The sequence below is a fragment of the Thermomonospora echinospora genome (genome assembly GCF_900108175.1).
Lineage (GTDB): Bacteria > Actinomycetota > Actinomycetes > Streptosporangiales > Streptosporangiaceae > Thermomonospora > Thermomonospora echinospora.
The window spans coordinates 98,516-118,510 of record NZ_FNVO01000022.1; the positions used below are offsets into that span (position 1 = coordinate 98,516).

Below are 19,995 nucleotides of genomic sequence, written 5' to 3' on the forward strand. Positions count from 1 at the left end.
CTCACTGCGCCCCGAAGTCCGTGTCGGAGTAGGCGCCCGGCTGCGTCACCTGGTTCTCCTCGTCCTTCTTCCGGAGCATCCGTTTGATCCTCGGTTTCTTCGGCCCGGGCGCCCTCGGTCTCTTCTTGCCGGCGATGGTCTGCAGGACCTCCGCCATGGACTGGATCATGTCGGTGTTCCGCTTGTCACCGAGCACGGTGTCGGGGTTCTTGTCGAGGTGCTGGATGAAACGGATCCTGTCGTTTATTCCGTCGAGAATCCCGTCCAGGTAGGTTTGCTCGAACTCCTTGGCGAATTCCGCGCCGAAATCTCCCCGGCAGAGGTGTTCGACGAGCGTGTTGGACCACTCGCGGGCCTCGTACAGAGCCTTGTCCTGCAGCAGCTCGTAGGGCAGGCGCTCGACGACGGCCACTGCGACGTCGACGTCAGTGAGCGTTCCCTGCTGGGCGAGCCGGTGGTAGATCTCCGGCGCCGAGAATCTGTCCCGGGCGAGGGCCACGATGAGGTCGAGGATCTCGTTCGCCGTCTTCGTCGCTCTGGTCGACTGCGACGGTGCGGCCGGGTGCACGGCCTCGCCGGTGTCCGATGACGTCGGGACCCTGGTCTCGGTGTGTTCGGCCGACGCGGCGGCCGTCGGCCTGTGCTGGGCCAGCCATTGCCGGGCGTCGGGGTCCCAGGACAGGTCGGCGGCCCCCGAAAGGCTCTCGGCGAGTGCGTCCTTCAGCGCCGGTATTTCCTCCAGGATGAGTTTCTCCTGGAGCCGCAGGATCTGGTCGGCCCGGCCCGGGACGTCGTGCCATGCCAGGTGGCGCAGGTGGTCGGCCAGCGCCAGGGACATCTGCCTTCTGTCGGGCCAGCGGTAGTTCCACAGGTGGGCGAACATCTCCTCGTAGGTCGCCCAGTCCTCCGGCGGGACGACCATGATCCAGCGGGGCCGGTGGCCGATCGTCAGCAGCACGACGTCGATCATCGCCTGTGCGGAAGGCTCCTCCGGAGTGAGGCCGGCGAGTTCGGCGCCCCAAAGCCGGCCCTCCTCCGGCGAGAGACCGCCCCCGACGATGATCCACTCCACGAAGGCCCGGGCCATGAGCCGAATCCTGTCGGTGCGGCAGGCGATGATGAGCGCCAGTTGCAGGCAACTGACGCCGTGGTCGGCCAGGAGCGCGATCTCCTCCCACGTGAACGCCTGTTCCTGCCGCTCGTCCAGTGGCCGGATCAGGCCGGTCAGCCGGTCGGCCAAAGGACGCAGGTTGCCGGGGAGCATGTCCTGCACCCGAAGGTGCGCGTTGCCGAACTGCTCGCCCTCCTCACCGTCGATCAGCGCGCGGATCATCGCGAGCATGGTGGGGACGTCCTCGGACAGCGCCGCCCAGGTGCCGGGATAGGCAGCGGGGTCGTGCAGGGTGTAGTCGATGAGCAACTGGGCGACTGCGGCCAGCCCCGGCATGGACTGCGTCTGCTGGGCGGACCGGGCCTCGATCAGTTCCGCCAGGAACCGGTCGACGCCCAGCTCCTGCCCGGTGATCTGCAGCAGGCCGTGCAACCGGGCGCCTTCGGACCACAGCAGCCGGGTGGCCGTCTCGACCAGGGACTGCCGCCAGGGGCCCAGGCCGCTCGTGGCGGCGACCCGTGGCAGCCAGCGGAGGATCCGGTTCAGGTCCTCGCCGCGGGCCTGGGGGATGAGCCTGCGCAGGAAGATCTCCGCTTCGCCGGGGCCGAGGAGTTCGTCGTCGAGGCAGTCCCGCAGATCCTCAAGGGTGAGGTCGGCGCGGTGGGCCAGCCGGCGCTGGTGCAGTCTCTTGGCGATTTTGGTCAGGGTGGCGGATGCCGCGTCGGTGCCGTCGAGTCGGCGGGGCTCGGTTTCGGCCGCCAGCAGTGCGATCACCTGGGCGGGCTTGTGGTCGCGCAGCAGCTGTCCCAGGCGCACGGCATAGGAGCTGTTGAGGTATCCGCTGGTGGATTCCTGCCAGGGCAGGGACAGGGCGTGGGCGTTGGTGGCGCTTCGGGCGAAGTACAGCCGCAGGTTGTGGCGGGTGGCGCTGTTGGCCCAGGTGGTGGCGGTGAGTTTGGCCCGGTATCCATAGGGCAGCAGCGCGACGGCGGTGTCCAGGAAGCGTAGGCGTTCGTCGAAGGTGGTCTGTTCGGCCTGGGTCAGGCAGACGCGTCCTCTGCCGAGCAGGTGGGCGGCGGCGGTGAGCGCCGACTCTGGGCCCAGCCGGGCCAGGTCCGCCGCGAGGGTGGGGGCGTCCAGGGCGGGGACGGTGATCTCCAGCGGTGGTTCCTGGCCGGTCTCGGGAAGGCGGAGCGCGGACAGTTCGGTGTAGAGATCGCGGTAGGAGGCCGGGTACTCGCCAAGCGACTCGTAGGGGATGAGGAAGAAGCGGGTGGGGGCGATCCTGCGGCCGGTGCCGTCGTAGTGGTCGGAGCGGTCCTGGATGGCCATGCCGACGTACGGGCGGCGCTCGATGTCCACCGAGCTGATGGTGACCCGGGGCAGGAACCCCTCCGACTCGGGCGTTCCGGGGGAGAACCGCCGAATGATCTCCTTGAAGTGAGCCGGGCGGAGCCTGCCACTGCTGCATGACAGCACGGTGTAGTCGTCCCTGGCACCGGGCTGCTCGCTCCACAGCGCCCACTCCATCGTGATCGTCGCCATGGCGCACCCCTCCTATCGCCTGGTCTGCTGGCCGAGCCACAGCAGCGGCTCCAGGACGTTGATCGGGTGGATGTCGCCCCGGATCGCGTACTTCTGCCGCTCGTCCGGGTCTGGGATCACGTTCTGGAAGTCGGCGACGCGAAAGCGGGTCGCCCGTCGGCCCAGGTAGAAGCCGACCGCCGAGGTGGCGAAGTAGCGCACCCGGCCTGGGTGGAAGGACGCCTTGATCGCGTCGTGGACCATCAGCGCGCTGCGGGTCGGCGACAGGCGGCCCAGGTCCCGGAACAGGTCCTCCACCTTGTCGTCGCGGACCCGGGGGAACAGGTACGGGTCGTCGGGGTCGACGGTGAGGCATCCCCGTTTGGAGGCGGTGTGGAAGACCTTGGGGGCGTCCAGTTTGGTGATGCAGACGGCCAGGTGGTGGGGCAGGTGCATGCCGTCGAGCGTGCCGTTCTGCGCCGCGCGGTGGACGATGTTCTGCAGCGCCCACTGGAAGTGCTGAAACTCGTCGCCGTGCTCGTTCTCCCGGAGCGGGTCGAACAGGTAGATGATGCCGTCGCACTCGGTGAGCTGGTCGATGAGGTCCTCGGGGGTGTTCCCCCCTCCCGCGGAGGCATCCTCGGCATCGTTGAAGTCGATGTCGATGTCCAGGTCCTCCCCGGCCTTCTCGTCCTCCTCGGCGCCCTTGAAGTAGCCCCCGGGGGCGTCGATCATGTCGAGCTGAATGTGCAGCGGGACGGTCTCGGTCCGTTTGCGCCAGCGTTCCCGGACGGTCTGCTCGGTCGTCCCCATCACCGTCCAGCTCAGATGCTGGATGCCTTCGGTCTTGAGGGGAAAGCGGCGCCGCCGGGTCAGCGTGTCGGTCTTCTCGGCGAGGAAGTCCACCGACTCCTTGTCCACCCCGACGATGTTCCATCTGCCCTGGGTCTGGTTGACCGCGACGAAGAGCGAGGCCAGATAGGAGGTCTTGCCGCTGCCGGAGGCGCCCCACAGCCCGATCCTGGCCGTCCTCCCCCCGTGTGGGGCGGTGTGGTTCATCGGTCCAATGCTCATGGTCACCTCAACCTTCGGAGGCCGGCAGGGGGAAGGCGAGTCTGCCGGATTCGGGGACGACGATCCGTGTCACGGCGGCGAGCTTGTGAGCGTCGGTGCGGTCCAGCCGGAGCAGGGCGTCGCCGCCGATCCGCCGCCAGGCGGGCGTCAGATGCTCGGCGGAATCCAGCACGGCCACGCTCAGCAGCCCGGGGTGCCGTTGGACGCGGCGCAGCAGGCTGCCCCAGTCATGTCCGTGCGGGCAGGGCAGCATGCCGCTGGGGTCGTCGCGCGGCGGGTGCGGGGGCCGCTCGCCCAGGGTCAGCATCACCACCTTGCGCTCGGGCGGGATGGTGGTGATGCGCTTGGCGACCTGGTGCAGAGCGTCCTCGACGGGGGCGCTGGGGATGCGGTCGGTCCAAACCTGGCGCAGCCGATCGAGGGTGTCCAGCGCGGCGGCGGGCGGGGCCAGCCACTTGCCCTGCAGGACCCCGGCGTCCTCGGCCTCCATCCGGAAGTCGTGGCGGCCGTATCCGATGACGGCCACGCGCAGCCGGCCGGGCTCGGGCAGCCGACGTGCGGCCAGCTTGACGAACTCGGCCGCCAGCCGGCGGCGGGCGGCCGACCCGTCGCCGGACAGGTCGACCAGGCACACCACGTCCAGTTCGGCGACCTGGGGGGCGAGCCGGTCGGGCAGCGTGGCCATCAGCTCCGACCAGGGCCGGTGTTCGGGCGTGATCCCGGCGGGGTCGAGGAATTTGATCCGGCCCGCGCCGGCCAGCACGGCGCGCAGCCGGTGCTCGCCCTCCGGCAGGTGGACCGATCCGATCGACAGCACGCGGGGCCCGTCGTCCCGCCAGGTGGCCACGGCCAGCACGGTGCCGTCGGGATGGGGGTGGACGCATCTGAAGGTCAGGCTGCGCTCGGTGCCGACCTGGTCACCGGCCGCGAACAGCCGCACGCCGTCCGGATGCACCTGGCCGGTGCGCCGGTCCACCCGGACGACCACCAGTTCCAGATGGCCGCGCAGCGGCAGGGCGGCCACCGTCTCGGAGACGACCGCGGCGACGTCGCCCCCGGCCAGGCGGGTGGGCGGGTCCTGGGTGCGGCCACGGCCCAGCATGGCCAGCGCCCGTTCCGGCACCGGCCAGCCCGATGCGGTGCACACCGGCATGATCTGGTGCCCGTCCGGCAGCGGCAGCCGCTGGGTCAGGTTGCGCTCCAGTTCCGCCCACAGCCGGATCCGGTCCACTCCCCCGAACCCTCCGGCCAGCCGAAACCGCAACTCGTCCACCGGCCCTCCCGCCGGTTCGTCCACCGGTCCGGCCGCCAGCATCGGCACCAGGTCGCGCCAGGGCACGGTGGGCCGCCGCCGTGAACGCGGCAGGCCGAAGCCGTCCACCCCCACCACGGTCACGGTGATCCCGGTCTCGCCCGCCTCGACGATGCTCAGCCGCCCCTGGTCGGGCATGCCTGCCAGCACCTGGTGGAGACGGTCGCGGAACCCCTCGGCCGAGTCGGTGTCGACCTGGGCGTACCGCCGTGCCGTGGCCCATTCGGTGTCGCTGGGCCTGCTGCTGCGGATGTAGGGCAGGTCCCGGCCCTCGACCGGCGAGATCCGGGCGGCGGCGACCGCGTCGAACATCCGTTGGGCGGACTCCAGACGCCGCTCCTGCTCCCGGGTGGGGGTGCCCTCGGGCAGGGGGCACCAGCCACAGTCGCCGCAGGTCCCGCCCGTTCCCCCGGGGGCGAAGCACACCGGGCAGGGTGAGGGATCCCGCTCGTAACGAGGCATAGGGCGTCCTCACGTTCTGAGGCGCTCGTGGGCGAGCGCCGCGGTCGTACCGGAATCGGCCCACGGACGGCGGGCCCGGCGTCCGCCGGTGCGTCGGCCCTCCACCTGGCCTGTGGTCCCCCCGTGCCTGACCGGTTTCGGCCAGGTACGGCGCGGGGCATCGGATCTCTTCAGGTCGGGTTCCGGCAGGTCTGCTGGGCGGGGACGGGGGCGGGAGGTCGCCGGCTCCTGGACCGGCCGCCGTGTGCCAGACCGGAGGCGAGGGACATCCGGGTGCGGTGGCCACCGATCACCATCGGCGCTCCCGGTCCCGGGGCACACCGACAGAGATCCGCCATATGAGGGTGGCGAGACTTTGCATGCTCCAACATGTGGCCGTTTTTGCCCCCACGCGTCGATGCCCAAATCGACAGGTCTCCGGCGAGGGATGGTACAGCAGACCGCAGGAGGACTTTGTGTATTTTGACACAAAGTCCACTTGATGGCGATTTATCCGGATCTGGCCACAGGTCGGGGCGCCGGCGCCGGTGACACGAATCGTCCGTGGTGAGGGACACTGGGAGGAGGAGGATGGGGGTTCCGCGCACAAATGCCTCCTTTTCGGCGCCAATCCTCGCGTAGTCTCCGTCCTGGAATGATGTCGCCGGGTTCCTGGCGGGCGTCCCGGTCGCACTCGACCTCGGGACCGCGCCGATCAGGGGTCGGCACGTACGGGAGAGTCTTTTGAAGAACGTTCTGGTGTGGCTTTCCAGCGCCCGTGCGGACGCTCTCGAACTCAGCCCCGGTGACAGGCCCAAGCACGTCGGCATCGGCAGCGCCATCGTGCTCACCGGGGCGATCGCCGGTGTCGCCATGAGCTACGCGCTGACCAGCGCGGTGAAGGTGCCCGCCGCGGCGGCCGTGGCCTTCGGGGTGGCCTGGGCGGTGGGCATCATGCTGCTGGACCGCTGGCTGGTGGCCTCGATCCAGCGCGGCTCCCTGTGGCAGAACATCCTCACCGCGGTGCCCAGGTTCGCGCTGGCCGTGCTGTTCGGCGTGGTCATCTCCACTCCCCTGGTGTTGCGCGTCTTCGAGCCGGAGATCGCGGCGGAGATCACCAGAATGCACCAGGCGGACGCCGACACCTTCCAGCGGCAGCAGCGGGAGGGGGACGCCGGCAAGGCCATCACCGACCTGACCGCCCAGCGCGACGCGCTGCAGAAGACCATCGCCAGCGGCGGCGACGCGCCCAGCGACCCGGAGGCCGATCCTGAGGTCATCGGCCTGCGGTCCCAGCTCAAGGAGGCCCAAACGGCCCGGGACAAGGCCGTCGAGCAACTGGACTGCCAGCTGTACGGGCCGTGCAAGCCGACCGGCCCGGGCCCGCTCGCCGACGCCGCCCGCAGGGCGCTCGACACCGCCGAAGGCCGGATCAGGACGATCAACGGCCAGATCGAGGGCCGCAAGCGGGAGCTGAGCGCCAACGACGAGGCCAGCCGCGCCCAGCGGGTCGCCGACGCCAGGGCGGCGCTGCCCGGCGTGCAGGCCCGGCTGGCCGACCGCGTCCGGCAGCAGGAGAACCTGCGCAAGCAGTTCGAGGACCGCCAGCGCAACTCCAATGGACTGCTGGCCCGGATCGAGGCGCTGGACCGGCTGTCGGAGCGCGACGAGGCGATGCGGCGGGCCCACCTGCTGCTGATCCTGCTGTTCACCTCCATCGAGATCCTGCCGGTGCTGGTCAAGCTGCTCATGTTGTTCTCGCCGGAGAGCAACTACGAGCGGGTCGTGAAGGAGAAGGAGGGCGTGGAACTCGACCGCGCCCGGATCAAGATCCGTACCGGTGGCTCGGCGGAGCCGGGCGTCGACGACGCACTCTTCGAGCTTTGGAACACGCCCCATGACATGACGGACGGGCCGCCGCCCAAGGCCACCACTCCCCTATCCGCAGACTTGGATCCGGAGGAGGAACGGGGCGGCCGGCCCTCCGACGGCCCGCACCTGGGGGACGCCAAGCGGCTGCGGGAGATGCCCGACACCCATGTGCACGGCTACGACGGCGAGGGGGCCGGCTTCGACGACGGTCTGCCGCCGGCCGACGCCGACCGGTGGGACGACGCCGACGGATGGGACGACGGCGCCGGGGACGCCGGAGGGACCGGTGCGGGCTTCGCTCCCCCGCCGCCGGCGGACGATGGCTTCGCCACGTCTCGGGTGACCACGGTGCCCGATCCCGGACGGCGGGCCGGCTCGTCCGGCCGTGATGACGAGGCCGACCGGCTGCTGGAGTTCGACGACGAGTGAACCCCTCGGCCCGACGGGACCGCCCGGACGACCCCGGGCCGGACCCGCCCGAGACCGTGACGATCGACGTGGGGGTGTCCAGGTGGCGGACCAGTTCGGCGGCGGCAGGTTCGACCGGGTGCGCAAGCTCGGCGAGGGCGGCATGGGCAGCGTCTGGCTGGCCTGGGATCGCAAGCTGGAACGCAAGGTCGCGATCAAGCAACTGCGCACCGACCTGCTGACCCCCCAGGGCAGGCCCCTGATCACCCCCGCCCGGGTACTGCGGGAGGCCCGGGCGATCTCCCGGCTGCAGCACCCCAACATCGTGCAGATCCTGGACCTGATCGAGAATCCGGACGAGCCGCTGCTGATCATGGAGTACGTGGCGGGCGAGCCGCTGTCGGAGTGGATCGAGCACCGGCCCGCCCTCCTGAACGAACTCCAGGCGGCCGAGATCGGGCTGGCCGTACTCGACGCACTCATCGCCGCGCACACCCAGGACGTCGTGCACCGGGACGTCAAACCGGGCAACATCCTGATCAGGCAGGCCATCGCACGGGGCGAACCGCTGGGGCAGCGGGTCCGGCTGATCGACTTCGGCAACGCCGCCATCGCCGGTCACCAGGTGACCACCAAGAGCGTCCTGGTCGGCAGCCTGGGATATATGGCGCCGGAGCGGTTCGGCGGGCGCACCGGCGCACCGTCCGACCTGTGGTCCCTGGGAGTGACGCTCTACCAGGCGGTGGAGCGGCGGCTGCCCTTTCAGAGGGATCAGATGGAGGAGGTCATCCACGCGCTGCTGAATGACGACCCCGCTCCCCTGACGGGCGGGCGGCTGTTGGCCCCGGTGATCACCGGGCTGCTGGTCAAGGACCCCGACTGGCGTCTGGACGCGCACCGGGCCCGGGACCTGCTCGCCGGGATCCTGGAGGCGGAACGGGCCCGACGCCGGCCGCGTCCGCCCCGGCCGGATGGCGGGAGCACCGGTGAAACCGCAAGGACGGTGCCGTACGGGCGGATTTCGGAGATGGAGCCGGAGCAGCCCCTCCCGTCCAGCGAACCGACACCGCCCGGGCCCGGCTCGCTGCGGGGGTTCGCCGCGATCGTGGCCCACACCCCTGCCGACGCCGTGGCGCTGCTGCGGGAGCTGGGCCCCCGGGCGTCCGCCCAGCGGCTGGACCGCCTGGCGGCCGGATCGGATGAGGCCGTCACCGTGGTGCTCGGGGTGGACGACGCCTTCGCCGCCGAGATGCTCGCCCACGCCCGCCCCCAGACGGCCGTGGCCGTGCTGGCGCGGATCCCCGCGGACCGGGCCGCCAGGCTGCTGACGGCGATGCCGACGGGCGCCACCGCTCCGATCCTGGAGGCACTGCCCGCGAGCGATTCCGCCACGGCGTGGATCGTCCGGGCACTGCCGCCGCAGAACGCGGCCCGGCTGCTGAACGACCTGACCTCGCAGCAGGTCGGCAGGCTGCTGAAGCCGCTGGCCCCGGCCGCCAGAGCAGGGGTCTTGGGCCGAATGAGCCCTCGCCGGGCCGCCGCCGTCCTGGATCGTCTCCCGGCGGACCCACGACAGGCCGCCGCGCTCGTCCAGCAGATCCCCCGGGAGCGGGTCGGCGCGATCCTGGACCAGATGGACGCCCGGCGGGTGGCCCGGATCCTCCTCGTCCATCCCGACCGGGCCACACGCCTGCTGAGCCTCATGGGGACGGTGGAACGACATCAAGTCCTTGCCCACCTGGACTGACCGGCCGCGCCGGCGCATCCCCTCCGGTGCGGAACAGGCCGGATGTGCCTGAGCTGATCTGGCCGAGCTGATTGCGAGGGACGCGCGCAGACGTGCCCTCTCCACGGTGCAGGCAGCGATCACCACCGAGCTCAGTCCCACGCCACCGGCGCCCACAACCGCCGCCCACTTCCCGGCAGTTAGCCAGGCACACCCGGTCAACGCCCGGTAGGCGGTCGCGAACCGGCACCCCGGGCTCGCCGCCGCCTCATACGACACCGGCTCCGGAACGGCGACCAGGTTGGCGTATCCACGACCCCGTGCGCGGCCGCGTACGAGATGCCGAACAGCGGCCCGACCTGCCACGGCGTCAGATTCGTCCGGCAGTACGCCGCGGCCGGCGGCAAGGGTGGTCGTGTGCTTCATCGCGCGAGTCGGTCAGGAGTACACCGTCGCTAGGGCGGGCGGCCCGCCCGGGCCGAGTGGTTCGGCCAGGAAGATCGGCACCTGTGCCATGAAGCGGGGCCGTCCGGTCAGGTTGCGTTGAGCGGCGTGGACGAGGAAGGGGTGGCAGATGTACGCGTCCCCCGGCTCACCCGTCGCGTAAGCCAGGGGTCTACCGGATGTGGCGGTGTCGACGAGCGGCCCGGCGGCGAACGGGTCCATGGGCTCCTCGGAGAGGACCTGCGGGAGGTCGTGATGTGATCCGACCCGGATCCTGGTCGGCGCGTCTTCGGGGCCGACGTCGGACAGCAGCACCAGAAGCAGGAGCGTGTGGGGCCTGACCGATACCGCCCACCGACCGTCCTGCAGAGGGACGCTGGCGTCGATGTGCCAGCCGTCATCGTTGGACGCTTCAGCGTGCGGGAATCGGACGGGGATGTTGCCGAGCGCTCCCCCCGGCACCCAGCCCTCAGGCCCTGCGACGGCATCCAGCGCTTGAGCGAGGACCTTGCTGGTGATGATCTGCCCGAACGGTCCCTCTCCCGTCAGGTCCGCCGTCCAGACCACCGGTTGGGTCCATGTCGAAGGATCATCGGGTACCGGTTCGATCCGCTCCCACAGTCTCGCGCGCGCCTCGTCCGCGACCTCGCGTGGAACCACCGCGGGCACCTTGATGAATCCGTCACGTATGAAAGAGTCCACGGCAGAAAGGTATGACCGCCATCGTTCTCGGCTCATCTCATTTTCCGCCCCTACGCCCCGTTCCCTAAGGCGACATCTCCACACTACGAGGGGGGCACAGCCTGGGCGGCGGTTCATAGTGTCGTGATCGGTGCTGGTTCAGGCCGGTGCGGGTGGGTGGTAGTCGAGCCCGAGCATGGCGGTGAGGTCGCGGAGGGTTTCCTCGTAGATCGGGGCGAGGTCGGAGTAGACGAAGTCGAGCTGGTTGAGGACCTCCATGCACAGCAGCCCGTACAGCCGGATCCAGCAGGCCATGGCGACGTGGAGGACCTCGACGGGCAGTTCGCGGCCCAGGGTGGTGGCGTAGGCGCGCAGTTGCTCCCGTACGGATGGGTCCATGTCCTCGGGCGCGGGGACGGGGAAGGGAGCGCTGGCCCACAGTTCCTCGATCTGCTGGAGGAAGACCAGCTCGAAATCCCGTCCCGCCTGGTTGCGGGGCGTGTCGGGGCGGTGCCGGGCGGAGGCGGTGGTCGGGATGGGGCTGGCGAAGATCCAGCCGAACTCGGCGGGGTGAGCGGTGGCCCACTCGCGCATGGCGCGGCAGGTGGCCAGCAGCCGTTCGGCGGGTGAGCCGGCGGCGTGAGCGTCGCGGGCGGCCTGCATCGCCGCGGTCAGCTCGCGCAGGAAGTCGGCGGTCACGGCCGCGACCAGGTCGTCATGTGAGGCGAAGTAGTGGTAGAGCGCCGGTCCGCTCATGCCGATCTGACGGGCGACGGCGTTGATCGTCACGGCCGCGGGGCCCTGGGTGGTCAGCAACCGGCGAGCCGCCTCCCGAATCTCGGTGAGCGTGGCCTGGCGGAGCTTTTCGCGCCGGCGGGCGGGTTGTACGGCCATGACCATCCCTTCTCAACGATGTTGGCAGCCTAGCGCCCCTATGCCTCCTTAGAGGCTCTAGGAATTCTATAAGCTCTAAGGAGATGTCGCGTGCAGTGGTGGATCCTCGGCGTCTTGGCCGTACTGGGGGCGGTCGTGTGGTGGGGTCTGTCCCAGCGCGCCCACCAGTGCTACAACGGGCAGGAGACCTGAGATGGGGGCGCGCGGCCGCCGTGGGCGACCGGGTGACGCTGTGGTGGCCGCAAGGCGACCTGTTCACTCGCCCGGGACCAGGCTGCGCCGGTCAATCTCTCACAATGCGGCCCGTCCGGTTCGGTCGGCCTTCCCCGGGTGGCTTCGTTGGTCACAGGCGGCAGCGTTCGTTCGTTGGTTTGAGCAGCACTTAGGGATCTTGTAGGCCGAAACGTTGGTGCGAGATGACAACGGTCGCAGTCTCAGGGGCCGGTCAGTGGATCGCTTGGAGGAGATAGAGGCTGGCGAGAGCGGTGGCCAGAAGGCCAAGCATGAGTCGCAGGGCGGCATCGGGGAGGCGGGGTTGCAGGCGTGCGCCGAGGTAACCACCGATCAGGCCGCCGAGACCGCAGGTCAGGCCGATGGACCAGATCGGGGCTATGTCGCCGGAGGTGGTGAGGGAGAGCGCGGCATAGGTGGCGGCGCCGACCACGGAGGTGAGGAAGGTGGAGACCAGGGCTGCGGGGGCGACCTGGGCGACGGGCATGCCCCGGCCGACCAGGATGGGGCCGAGGATGGAGCCTCCGCCGATGCCGTAGACGCCTCCGACGGCGCCGACGGCCAGCGCGAGCGTGGTGATGAAGCGTGTTGACGGCGGATCATTGTGCGCGCGTACCGGTCGCAGGGTGCGGGCGCACAGCCATAGCCCCAGCGGTAGCAGGAGCAGGCCGACCAGGACGCGGAAGACGGTGGGGCCGGGAACGGCGAAGACGCGGATGAGCGCCCCGACGATGACGCCGGGCAGGGTTCCGGCGATCAGCAGCCGGGTCAATGGGCCGGTGAGGGTTCCTTGCCGGTGGTGGCGAGCTAGGGCGCCGGGACCGGCGACAACATTGAACAGCAGGTTGGTCGGGGTGACCGCGGGGCTGGGGACGTTCAGCAGGCTGAGTTGGACCGGCAGTAGGAACACCGCTCCTGAGACACCGACCGGGGCGGTGACCAACGCGATCAACACGCCGACGGCGAATCCGACCAGCTCCGCCTGCCCCATCACGCCCACGACTCCGACATCGAGCAAAGAATGCCCTATCGGCATCGAGCGGCCGGGGGCCGGGGTCTGTGGCTCAGGGGCCGGGATGCCCCTCGGCGCGGGCACGGCTTTGGGCGAGGCGGTAGGAGCTCGGTGCCGGTCTCGATGATGGCGCCGCCACAGGTGAGCCGGTCGACGATCGCGGCGCAGAGCCGCTGGTCATGGACCCGGTGGAGTATCAGGCCGAGTGCGTGGGGGCGTTCGTCGCGTCCTGGCGGGCGCGTGGATTCAGCCCGCATCGCCGCCTCGACGTGCTGCACCGGCAGGACGCCATGACGCGGCCCAGCCTCAACGAACCCCAGGTCGCAGAATGAGATCAGCTCGGTTCGGGCTCATGATGAGGTTCTCACCGACACGTCGGCTGACCCGCAGGGGCGGCAAAGCGATCATGTCCAGGCCGTATCAGCGGGCCGCGATCACAGCGGAGCGCCGCCTTCTGCGGATGGCCGGGACTGCGCGGTGTCTGGCGCGTGCGGCCGGGCGTCCTTCGTGCAGCCGATCGCGCCTGCGGACGTGGCCGCCATCCTGGCCGAGATCGTGGTGGGCGAGCCACAGGGGCGCCACACCGACATCGCGGGGCCCGAGCCGCAGGACCTCGTCGACATGGCCCGGCGTACGCATCGGGCGCGCGGCCGAGAGGTGAAGCTCGTGCCGACGTGGTCAGGGCTGTTCGGCTCGGAGATGGCCGGCAACGTGCTGCTACCGGGCGAGCACGCCCGTATCGCACCGACCACGTTCGACGCCTGGCTTCAGGACCAGAGGTGACGTCGGGTCCGGCCGGGTAAGCCGGCGTGAGTCGCTCTCGAGTCAACGCCGGTGGCCGGTCGTGCGGGTTGCGATGTCGGCTCCGCTGGTGCGACGAGTGCCTCCGGCCGGATCGATGCTGCTTGACGCCGGCATGGCGCTCTCAGCGTCGCCGAGGGCTCTTCCGGGCCGGCTCCTCGACGATCTTCTCCTCAGGTGCCGGGGGCCGTGACGCCTTCGGCGAGCAGTTCCCGCGCCTGCGAGCGGCCGTCCAGGACGCGGGCGGTCCGCGTGGTGGCCCTCCAGCCGTCGGGGCCTTTGCGCAGCCTCCAGTGGTTGGCGGTCGCGCGCCGGACCTCGAACCCGTTCCGGTCCCGCAGGATCATGAGCGAATAGCCGACCGCCACGGCCTCGTCGCCGGTCACGGTCACATGGGGCGGGCCGACGAAATGGGCGGCTCCTCCCGTGATCCATCCCTGGTGGGCGTCCGAGCGGACCATGGCGGCGATCTCGTCGCGGCCGGTCATCACCAGCTCCTCGACGTCGTAGACGCCGTCGGGCTCCCACAGGGCGGCGACCGCGTCGGCGCTGCCGCTGTCCACCAGCGGGCCGTAGGAGGAGATCAGCCGGGCCACCGCCCTCTCCTCCTCAAGCAGGGCGAGACGCTCCTCCAGTGCGGCCAGCCGCTGTTCGACATCAGTCATGTGCCACCCTTCCATCGATTTCCTGGAGCACCGTGTGGAGGGCCTCGAGTTGCTCGCAGTAGTGCGCGACCGACTCCGCGGAGAGCCGCACGCCGACCACGGTCGCGCCCGCGGCGCCCAGAGCGCGCAGCCTCCGTTCGACGCCCTCGGGAGAACCGATCGGGTCGAGCATCCTCTCCGCTGTCAGAACGACCTCGAATCCCTCGGGAAGATCGACCGCGGCCAGCATTCCCGCCAGTTCGTCCGGGGAAAGACCGAACGGCACCCACCCGTCGCCGGACCGCACGGCCCTGCGCAGGGAGCGCGGGGTGCGTCCGCCGATCCACAGCGGCACCCGGGGCTGGACCGCGTGCGGCTCCACGATCATCTCGGAGAAGTCATAGAACTCGCCGTGGTACTCCGGATCACGCCGGGAGAGCGCGGCGCGCAGGGCGGCCAGAGCATCGTCGGCCCTGCGTCCGCGTTCCTCGAACTCCGCTCCCAGCAGGGCGAACTCCTCGCGCAGGGTCCCCACTCCAAGCCCGAGGACAAGTCGGCCGCCGCAGACCCGGTCGAGCGTCCCGTAGCGTTTGGCGATCTCAAGCGGGTGGTGGTAGCCGAGCACGAGCACGTGGGTGGCCAGCCTGATCCGGCCGGTACACGCGGCGAGATAACCGAAAGTCGACAGCGGGTCCCAGTAGGTTCCTCCCCTGACCTCGGCGACCTCGGCCGGGACGGCGACATGCTCGCTGCAGGTGAGGTGGTCGAACCCGAGCTCGTCGGCGACGCGGGCGATCCGCCCGAGGTCCTCGATGTCCGCCGACCTCTCCCACTCCGCATGCGCTCCCGGCACGCGGGTCACCACGGGACTGATGATCCCGGCACGCATCCAGCCCCCTCCCTTCAGGGTCCACGGTGATGCGGCGACGGTATGCGTCGCGACCAGAGGCCGACAGCTCCGTCTCCCTCTCAGCGGGATTCCGTCTTGGCCTCCCATCTGCCCGACTCCAAGACTCCTCTGGAAGCCAGGCGACACCGCTTCGGTGCTCCCACCGGCGGACGAGAGGAGAAGCGGCATGCTCGACAGGGGGGTCTACGGTCCGTGGGCCGTCATCGCGGGAGGGTCCGAAGGCGTCGGCGCGGCGTTCGCCGATGAGCTGGCCGCGGCCGGGATCAACCTGGTGCTGATCGCCCGCAAGCCCGGACCGCTGCAGGAGACGGCCGACCGGGCCCGCGAGCACGGCGTCGAGGTCCGGACCGTGGCGGCCGACCTCCTCGATCCGCAGACCTTCGACGCGATCCGTCGGGCGTCCGATGACGTCGAGGTCGGACTGCTCATCTTCAACGCCGGCGCCAACACCTACGGCGCCGAGTTCGTCGAAGGGGATCTGGAGCGGTTCCAGCAGGTCATCGACCTGAACATCACCAGCCAGCTTCTGATGTCCCGGCATTTCGGCGCCAGGCTCAAGAAGCGCGGCAAAGGCGGCATCGTACTGGTCGGTTCACTGTCCGGTTATCTCGGTCAGCCGGACATCGGCGTGTACGCGGCGTCCAAGGCGTTCGGCCGGATCTTCGCCGAGGGGTTGTGGCTGGAGCTCAAGCCCCACGGGGTGCACGTCCTCGAACTCGTGCTCGGAGTGACGCGGACGCCCGCGATGGAACGGGCCGGGCTACGGCTGGACCTGCCCGGCCTCAACGTCGCCGAACCCGAGGACGTCGCCCGGGAGGGGCTCGATCACCTGGCGGACGGGCCGGTGTGGGTGGCGGGAGGCAATCTGAAGACCGCGAAGGCCCACAGCGGCATGTCACGCGGCCAGATCGTCCAGAGCCACGCGGACGCCGTCAAGCGGCTGCTCGGCCGCTGACGTACCGCCTCCGCATCACCCTGTATCTCGTTCGGCGGAGGAACCCATGACAGAGAACGCACCCGACACGACGCTTACGCTGAGCGCCGTCGCGAAGCTCCTCGCGATCGAGGAGATCAAGGGTGTCTTCGCCGAGCGACTCCGGTGCATGGACGCCAAGGAGTGAGAGACGGCGGCCGGGGCCTTCGCCGGTGAACGGTCAACTGGGGCCGGCGGTCATGCCTCCGTCGACGAGGAACTCGGCGCCGGTGGAGAAGCTGGACTCCTCACTGGCCAGGTAGACCACCAGGGCGGTGACCTCCTCGGGCAGGGCCATGCGGGTGAGCGTGCTCTGCGTCCGATCCACCTGGCTCACCCCGTACTCGGCCGCCATCCCGGCGATCATCGGGGTCAGGACCGCGCCGGGATGCACCGAGTTGACGCGCACGCCGTCGGCGGCCAACTCCAGCGCCGCGGACTTGGTCAGGCCACGCAGCCCGTACTTGGAGGCGGTGTAGCCGTGCATCCCGGCCACTCCCTGCATGCCCGCGGCCGAGGAAATGTTGATCACCGAGGAGGGGCGGGCCGCCACCAGGGCGTCGCGGGCCGCCGACAGGCCCAGGAAGGCACCGGTGAGGTTGATGTCCAGGATCCGCCGCCACTGCTGCTCGGTGTAGGTGCCCAGCGGACCGCCGTCCAGGATGCCGGCGTTGTTCACCAGCACGTTAAGCCCACCGAACCGCTCCACCGCCTCGGCGACGGCCGCCGCCCAGTCCGCCGCCTGCGTCACGTCGAGGTGGACGTAGACCGCCGCCTCCCCGAGTTCCGCCGCGAGTTCACCGCCCGCCTCGTCGGCGATGTCGCCCAGCACCACGTGCGCACCGTGCTCGACGAAGGCGCGGGCGTGCGAGGCGCCCATGCCCGACGCCGCTCCGCTGATCAGGGCCACCCGCCCGGACAGCCGTCCGCTCATCTTGTCGTTCCTCCTCGCTCGGCCGTGATCACGGCCCTCAGGTACGGTCCGGTCGCGGGTTCTGGTCTTTCAGGCGAGTACGCAGTGGGTGCCGGTGTAGATGGTCGGCATGCACTTGTTGCAGTGGATGCACAGCGAGCGGGTGGCGGGCTCCTTCTGGATGCGGTTGATCAGGTCGGGCTCACGGAGCAGGGCACGGGCCATGGCGACGAACTGGAAGCCCTCGGCCATCGCCCGGTCCATGGTGGCGCGCTCGGTGATGCCGCCCAGCAACACCAGCGGCATCTTCAGGGCGGCCCGGAACTGGCGTGCGCTCTCCAGCAGGAAGGCCTCCTGGTAGGGGTAGGCGCGGATGAACTTCCCGCCGATGAGCCGGATGCCCAGGCGCTGCGGCTGCGGGAAGGTGGCGGCGAACTCCTGAACCGGCGCCTCTCCCCTGAACAGGTACATCGGATTCAGCAGGGAACTGCCGGCGGTGAGCTCCAGGGCGTCGACGCCGCCGTCGCGTTCCAGCCACTGGGCGACCTGCAGGCTCTCGTCCAGCCAGAGCCCGCCGGGTACGCCGTCGTCCATGTTGAGCTTGGCGAGGATGGCGATGCGGTCGCCGGCGGCCTCCCGGACCGCGCGCGCCACGCCGAGGGCGACCTTGGCGCGGTTGGCCAGTGAGCCGCCGTACTCGTCCTGCCGCTTGTTGATCCGCGGGCTGAGGAACGCGCTGGTGAAGTAGTTGTGCCCCATGTGGATCTCGACCGCGTCGAAGCCGGCCTCGATGGCCAGCAGCGCGGCGTCGGCGTGCGCCCGGGTGATCCGCTCGATGTCGGCGCGGGTGGCCGCGCGGGTCCTGCGCAGGCTCAGCGGGCTGATCGAACCGGAGGGCGCCAGTGCCGCCAGTCCGTTGGACCTGGCGTTGGCGACCGGTCCGGCGTGGCCGATCTGTGCCGAGACCATCGCGCCCTCGGTGTGCACGGCCTCGGTGAGGCGACGCAGGCCGGGCAGCGCCTCGGGGCGCATCCAGATCTGGTTGCGTTCGGTGCGGCCCTCCGGAGCCACGGCGCAGTAGGCCACCGTCGTCATGCCGACCCCGCCCGCGGCGTGCCGCCGGTGGAATTCGATCAGATCGTCGGTGACCAGGGCGCCCTTGGTCATGCCCTCGAAGGTGGCGGCCTTGATGGTCCGGTTGCGCAGGGTGATCGGGCCCAGCTGTGCCGGGGCGAACACCTCGGGGACGGTCGGCTGCTCGTTCATGCGCGGTTCTCCTGGTGACGGGACTCAGAGCGGCGGGAGTCACTCTCCCATCACTAGTCAATCACTGATTGATTTGTGCTGTGAAGACCTGTGATGCAATGGCCGCATGACCAAGGAGACCGACTCGACGCGTGACCGGCTGCTGACCGCCGCCGAACACCTCTTCCTGGAGAAGGGCGCCGACCAGGTGTCGATCCGCGCCATCAACGCCGCGGCCGGGTTGAATCCGGGGGCGGTCCACTATCACTTCGGTTCGCGGGAGGGGCTGGTCTCGGCCCTGCTGGAACGGGAGCTGCTGCCGCTGTGGGCAGACCGGCTGGAGGTCATCGCCGGGCGGTCCCAGGCCGGTGAGCCCTTCGAGGTCGCCGAGCTGGTGGCGGCCATCGTGGAGCCGTTCGAGGAGCTGTCGCGCACCGAGAAGGGGCGGATGCTGTGCCATCTGCTGGCCCGGCTGGTGCAGCCGGCGTGGCGGCTGCCGCACGTCTCACCCTGGTTCGGCTCGGCCCCGTTCGAGGTGATGCTCGGGCGCGCGATGCCTGAGCTGTCGGTGCGCGAGGTCGCCGAACGCTGGCGGCTCGCGTTCACCCTGCTGCTGGAGATCTACGGGCGTTCCCTGTCCCCCGCCCCGACCACCGCGGTCTCACTGCCCCAGACCGAGACCGTCATCGTCTTCATCACCGCCGGCCTGACCGCGCCCTCACCCAAGGGCGGTTCCTGATCAGGGACGCGCCGGCGCGGGCCGTCGCCCTGCGGGGGTGGTGTCAGTCCTTGGCCTCGGCCGTCTCGGGTTCGAGGCCGACGGTGCGGCCGGCGGCGAGGTTCTCCTCGACCTGCTTCTGCCAGAACTCCTTGGCCCGCTCGGTGTCGATCTCGCACTCGAACCGCTGGGTCATCTGCGGGGTGACGTCCTCGACGTCCACGTAGAACTGCTCGTACCAGCGGCGGAGCTGGTAGACGGGGCCGTCCTCCTCGCACAACAGCGGGTTGTCGATCTTGGCCTTGTTCCGCCAGATCTGCACGTCCTGCAGGAAGCCCTTCTCCACTCCGGCCGCGAACCCCTGGGCGTACTGCTCGGCCTCCTGCATCGACACCCCGGCGGGCCGCTTGACCATCACGCCCCACTGGAGCACGAAGCTGGTCGGTGAGACCGGATAGTGGCAGTTGATCAGGATGCTCTCCAGGGTGCCCTGACCGCCCGTGCTCCTCATCGGGTTGATCATGTAGGACGGGCCGTAGTACGAGGCCTGCGAGACGCTCACCCGCTCCTCACCCGAGTAGTGGGTGCCCAGGTCCACGTCCGGGCGGGACCTGCCGTTCATGTACTGGCTGGCGATGTGCCCTTCGAAAACGTTCTTGAAGTACGTCGGGAACGAGTAGTGGACGTAGAAGAAGTGCGCCATGTCCACGACGTTGTCGACGATCTCACGGCAGTGGGAACCCTCGATCAGCAGCCGGTTCCAGGTGAAGGAGGTCCACTCGCCCGACCCGACCTCAGCAATCTCCGGGATCGTCACCTCCGGCGGGGGCGGACCGCCCTGCGGGTCGTGCCACACGTAGAGCTGCGCGTTGCGCTCCAGGGTCATCCAGGACCTGGTCCGCGCCCGCGGCGGCACCCGGCGGGAGTAGGGAATCCTGACGCACCGGCCGTTACCGGACCAACGCCAGTCGTGGAAGGGGCAGGCGATCTCATCACCCTTGACCTCGCCTCGGCTCAGATCACCGCCCATATGCCGGCAGTAGGCGTCCAACACGTTCAAC

17 protein-coding genes are annotated in these 19,995 nt (G+C 70.0%); 6 read left to right on the top strand and 11 right to left on the bottom strand.

Going from position 1 to position 19,995, the window contains the following annotated elements:
- Position 1: 1 nt before the first annotated feature.
- From C4U03_RS32895 to C4U03_RS32905, 3 genes are read right to left on the bottom strand one after another with little or no spacing between them, the layout of a single operon-like run.
- Positions 2–2,656, bottom strand: a complete 2,655-nt coding sequence (locus C4U03_RS32895) for a hypothetical protein (protein WP_103943577.1) — start codon at positions 2,654–2,656, stop codon at positions 2–4.
- Positions 2,657–2,668: 12 nt separating this feature from the next.
- Entirely contained in the window at positions 2,669–3,709 is a 1,041-nt protein-coding gene (locus C4U03_RS32900; protein ID WP_146087607.1) for a hypothetical protein, read from the bottom strand.
- A gap of 7 nt (positions 3,710–3,716) precedes the next feature.
- On the bottom strand, positions 3,717–5,483 hold the full coding sequence (locus C4U03_RS32905; protein ID WP_146087608.1) for a hypothetical protein: 1,767 nt from the start codon (positions 5,481–5,483) through the stop codon (positions 3,717–3,719).
- Positions 5,484–6,206: 723 nt separating this feature from the next.
- On the opposite strand from C4U03_RS32905, the gene C4U03_RS32910 reads away from it, so the two are divergent.
- A complete protein-coding gene (locus tag C4U03_RS32910; RefSeq protein ID WP_103943582.1) occupies positions 6,207–7,763 on the top strand; it encodes a DUF4407 domain-containing protein in 1,557 nt (518 codons plus the stop codon).
- Positions 7,764–7,845: 82 nt separating this feature from the next.
- Entirely contained in the window at positions 7,846–9,489 is a 1,644-nt protein-coding gene (locus C4U03_RS32915) for a protein kinase domain-containing protein (protein ID WP_160147176.1), read from the top strand.
- Positions 9,490–9,906: 417 nt separating this feature from the next.
- Here C4U03_RS32915 and C4U03_RS32925 read toward each other — a convergent pair whose 3' ends face one another.
- The 3 genes from C4U03_RS32925 to C4U03_RS32935 form a co-directional block, all read right to left on the bottom strand.
- On the bottom strand, positions 9,907–10,581 hold the full coding sequence (locus tag C4U03_RS32925) for a phytanoyl-CoA dioxygenase family protein (protein WP_200827640.1): 675 nt from the start codon (positions 10,579–10,581) through the stop codon (positions 9,907–9,909).
- Positions 10,582–10,752: 171 nt separating this feature from the next.
- The gene (locus C4U03_RS32930) at positions 10,753–11,487 is read right to left on the bottom strand and encodes a TetR/AcrR family transcriptional regulator (RefSeq protein WP_103943607.1); all 735 of its coding nucleotides are present in this window, start codon (positions 11,485–11,487) and stop codon (positions 10,753–10,755) included.
- 445 nt (positions 11,488–11,932) lie between these two features.
- Positions 11,933–12,736 (bottom strand): sulfite exporter TauE/SafE family protein, encoded by an 804-nt coding sequence (locus C4U03_RS32935; protein WP_235018289.1) that lies wholly within the window; start codon positions 12,734–12,736, stop codon positions 11,933–11,935.
- 182 nt (positions 12,737–12,918) lie between these two features.
- Between C4U03_RS32935 and C4U03_RS40765 the strand changes: the two genes are divergently transcribed.
- Both C4U03_RS40765 and C4U03_RS32940 read left to right on the top strand, forming a co-directional pair.
- Complete coding sequence (locus C4U03_RS40765) at positions 12,919–13,062, top strand: hypothetical protein (protein ID WP_200827642.1); 144 nt, start codon at positions 12,919–12,921, stop codon at positions 13,060–13,062.
- A gap of 145 nt (positions 13,063–13,207) precedes the next feature.
- Positions 13,208–13,513: a hypothetical protein gene (locus C4U03_RS32940; RefSeq protein ID WP_327374127.1), complete on the top strand. Its 306-nt coding sequence runs from the start codon at positions 13,208–13,210 to the stop codon at positions 13,511–13,513.
- Between the two features lie 191 nt (positions 13,514–13,704).
- Here the strand turns inward: C4U03_RS32940 and C4U03_RS32945 are convergent, their stop codons facing one another.
- Positions 13,705–14,196, bottom strand: coding sequence for a nuclear transport factor 2 family protein (locus C4U03_RS32945; RefSeq protein WP_103943588.1), 492 nt, complete (start codon positions 14,194–14,196; stop codon positions 13,705–13,707).
- Complete coding sequence (locus C4U03_RS32950; RefSeq protein ID WP_103943590.1) at positions 14,189–15,064, bottom strand: LLM class F420-dependent oxidoreductase; 876 nt, start codon at positions 15,062–15,064, stop codon at positions 14,189–14,191. Before C4U03_RS32950 ends, C4U03_RS32945 begins: the two co-directional genes overlap by 8 nt.
- Positions 15,065–15,251: 187 nt before the next feature.
- On the opposite strand from C4U03_RS32950, the gene C4U03_RS32955 reads away from it, so the two are divergent.
- Positions 15,252–16,040 (top strand): SDR family NAD(P)-dependent oxidoreductase, encoded by a 789-nt coding sequence (locus C4U03_RS32955; protein WP_103943592.1) that lies wholly within the window; start codon positions 15,252–15,254, stop codon positions 16,038–16,040.
- Between the two features lie 199 nt (positions 16,041–16,239).
- On the opposite strand, the gene C4U03_RS32965 is transcribed toward C4U03_RS32955, so the two are convergent.
- Both C4U03_RS32965 and C4U03_RS32970 read right to left on the bottom strand, forming a co-directional pair.
- Positions 16,240–16,992 carry an SDR family oxidoreductase gene (locus C4U03_RS32965; protein ID WP_103943594.1) on the bottom strand — a complete coding sequence of 251 codons (753 nt, stop codon included), beginning with the start codon at positions 16,990–16,992 and terminating at the stop codon, positions 16,240–16,242.
- A 69-nt stretch (positions 16,993–17,061) separates the two neighbouring features.
- Positions 17,062–18,237: an NADH:flavin oxidoreductase gene (locus C4U03_RS32970; RefSeq protein ID WP_103943596.1), complete on the bottom strand. Its 1,176-nt coding sequence runs from the start codon at positions 18,235–18,237 to the stop codon at positions 17,062–17,064.
- A 106-nt stretch (positions 18,238–18,343) separates the two neighbouring features.
- Here C4U03_RS32970 and C4U03_RS32975 point away from each other — a divergent pair, with 106 nt between their 5' ends.
- Positions 18,344–18,955 (top strand): TetR/AcrR family transcriptional regulator, encoded by a 612-nt coding sequence (locus tag C4U03_RS32975; RefSeq protein ID WP_103943598.1) that lies wholly within the window; start codon positions 18,344–18,346, stop codon positions 18,953–18,955.
- Positions 18,956–18,998: 43 nt separating this feature from the next.
- On the opposite strand, the gene C4U03_RS32980 is transcribed toward C4U03_RS32975, so the two are convergent.
- A partial coding sequence (locus tag C4U03_RS32980) for a Rieske 2Fe-2S domain-containing protein (RefSeq protein ID WP_103943599.1) occupies positions 18,999–19,995 on the bottom strand: 997 nt, incomplete at its 5' end.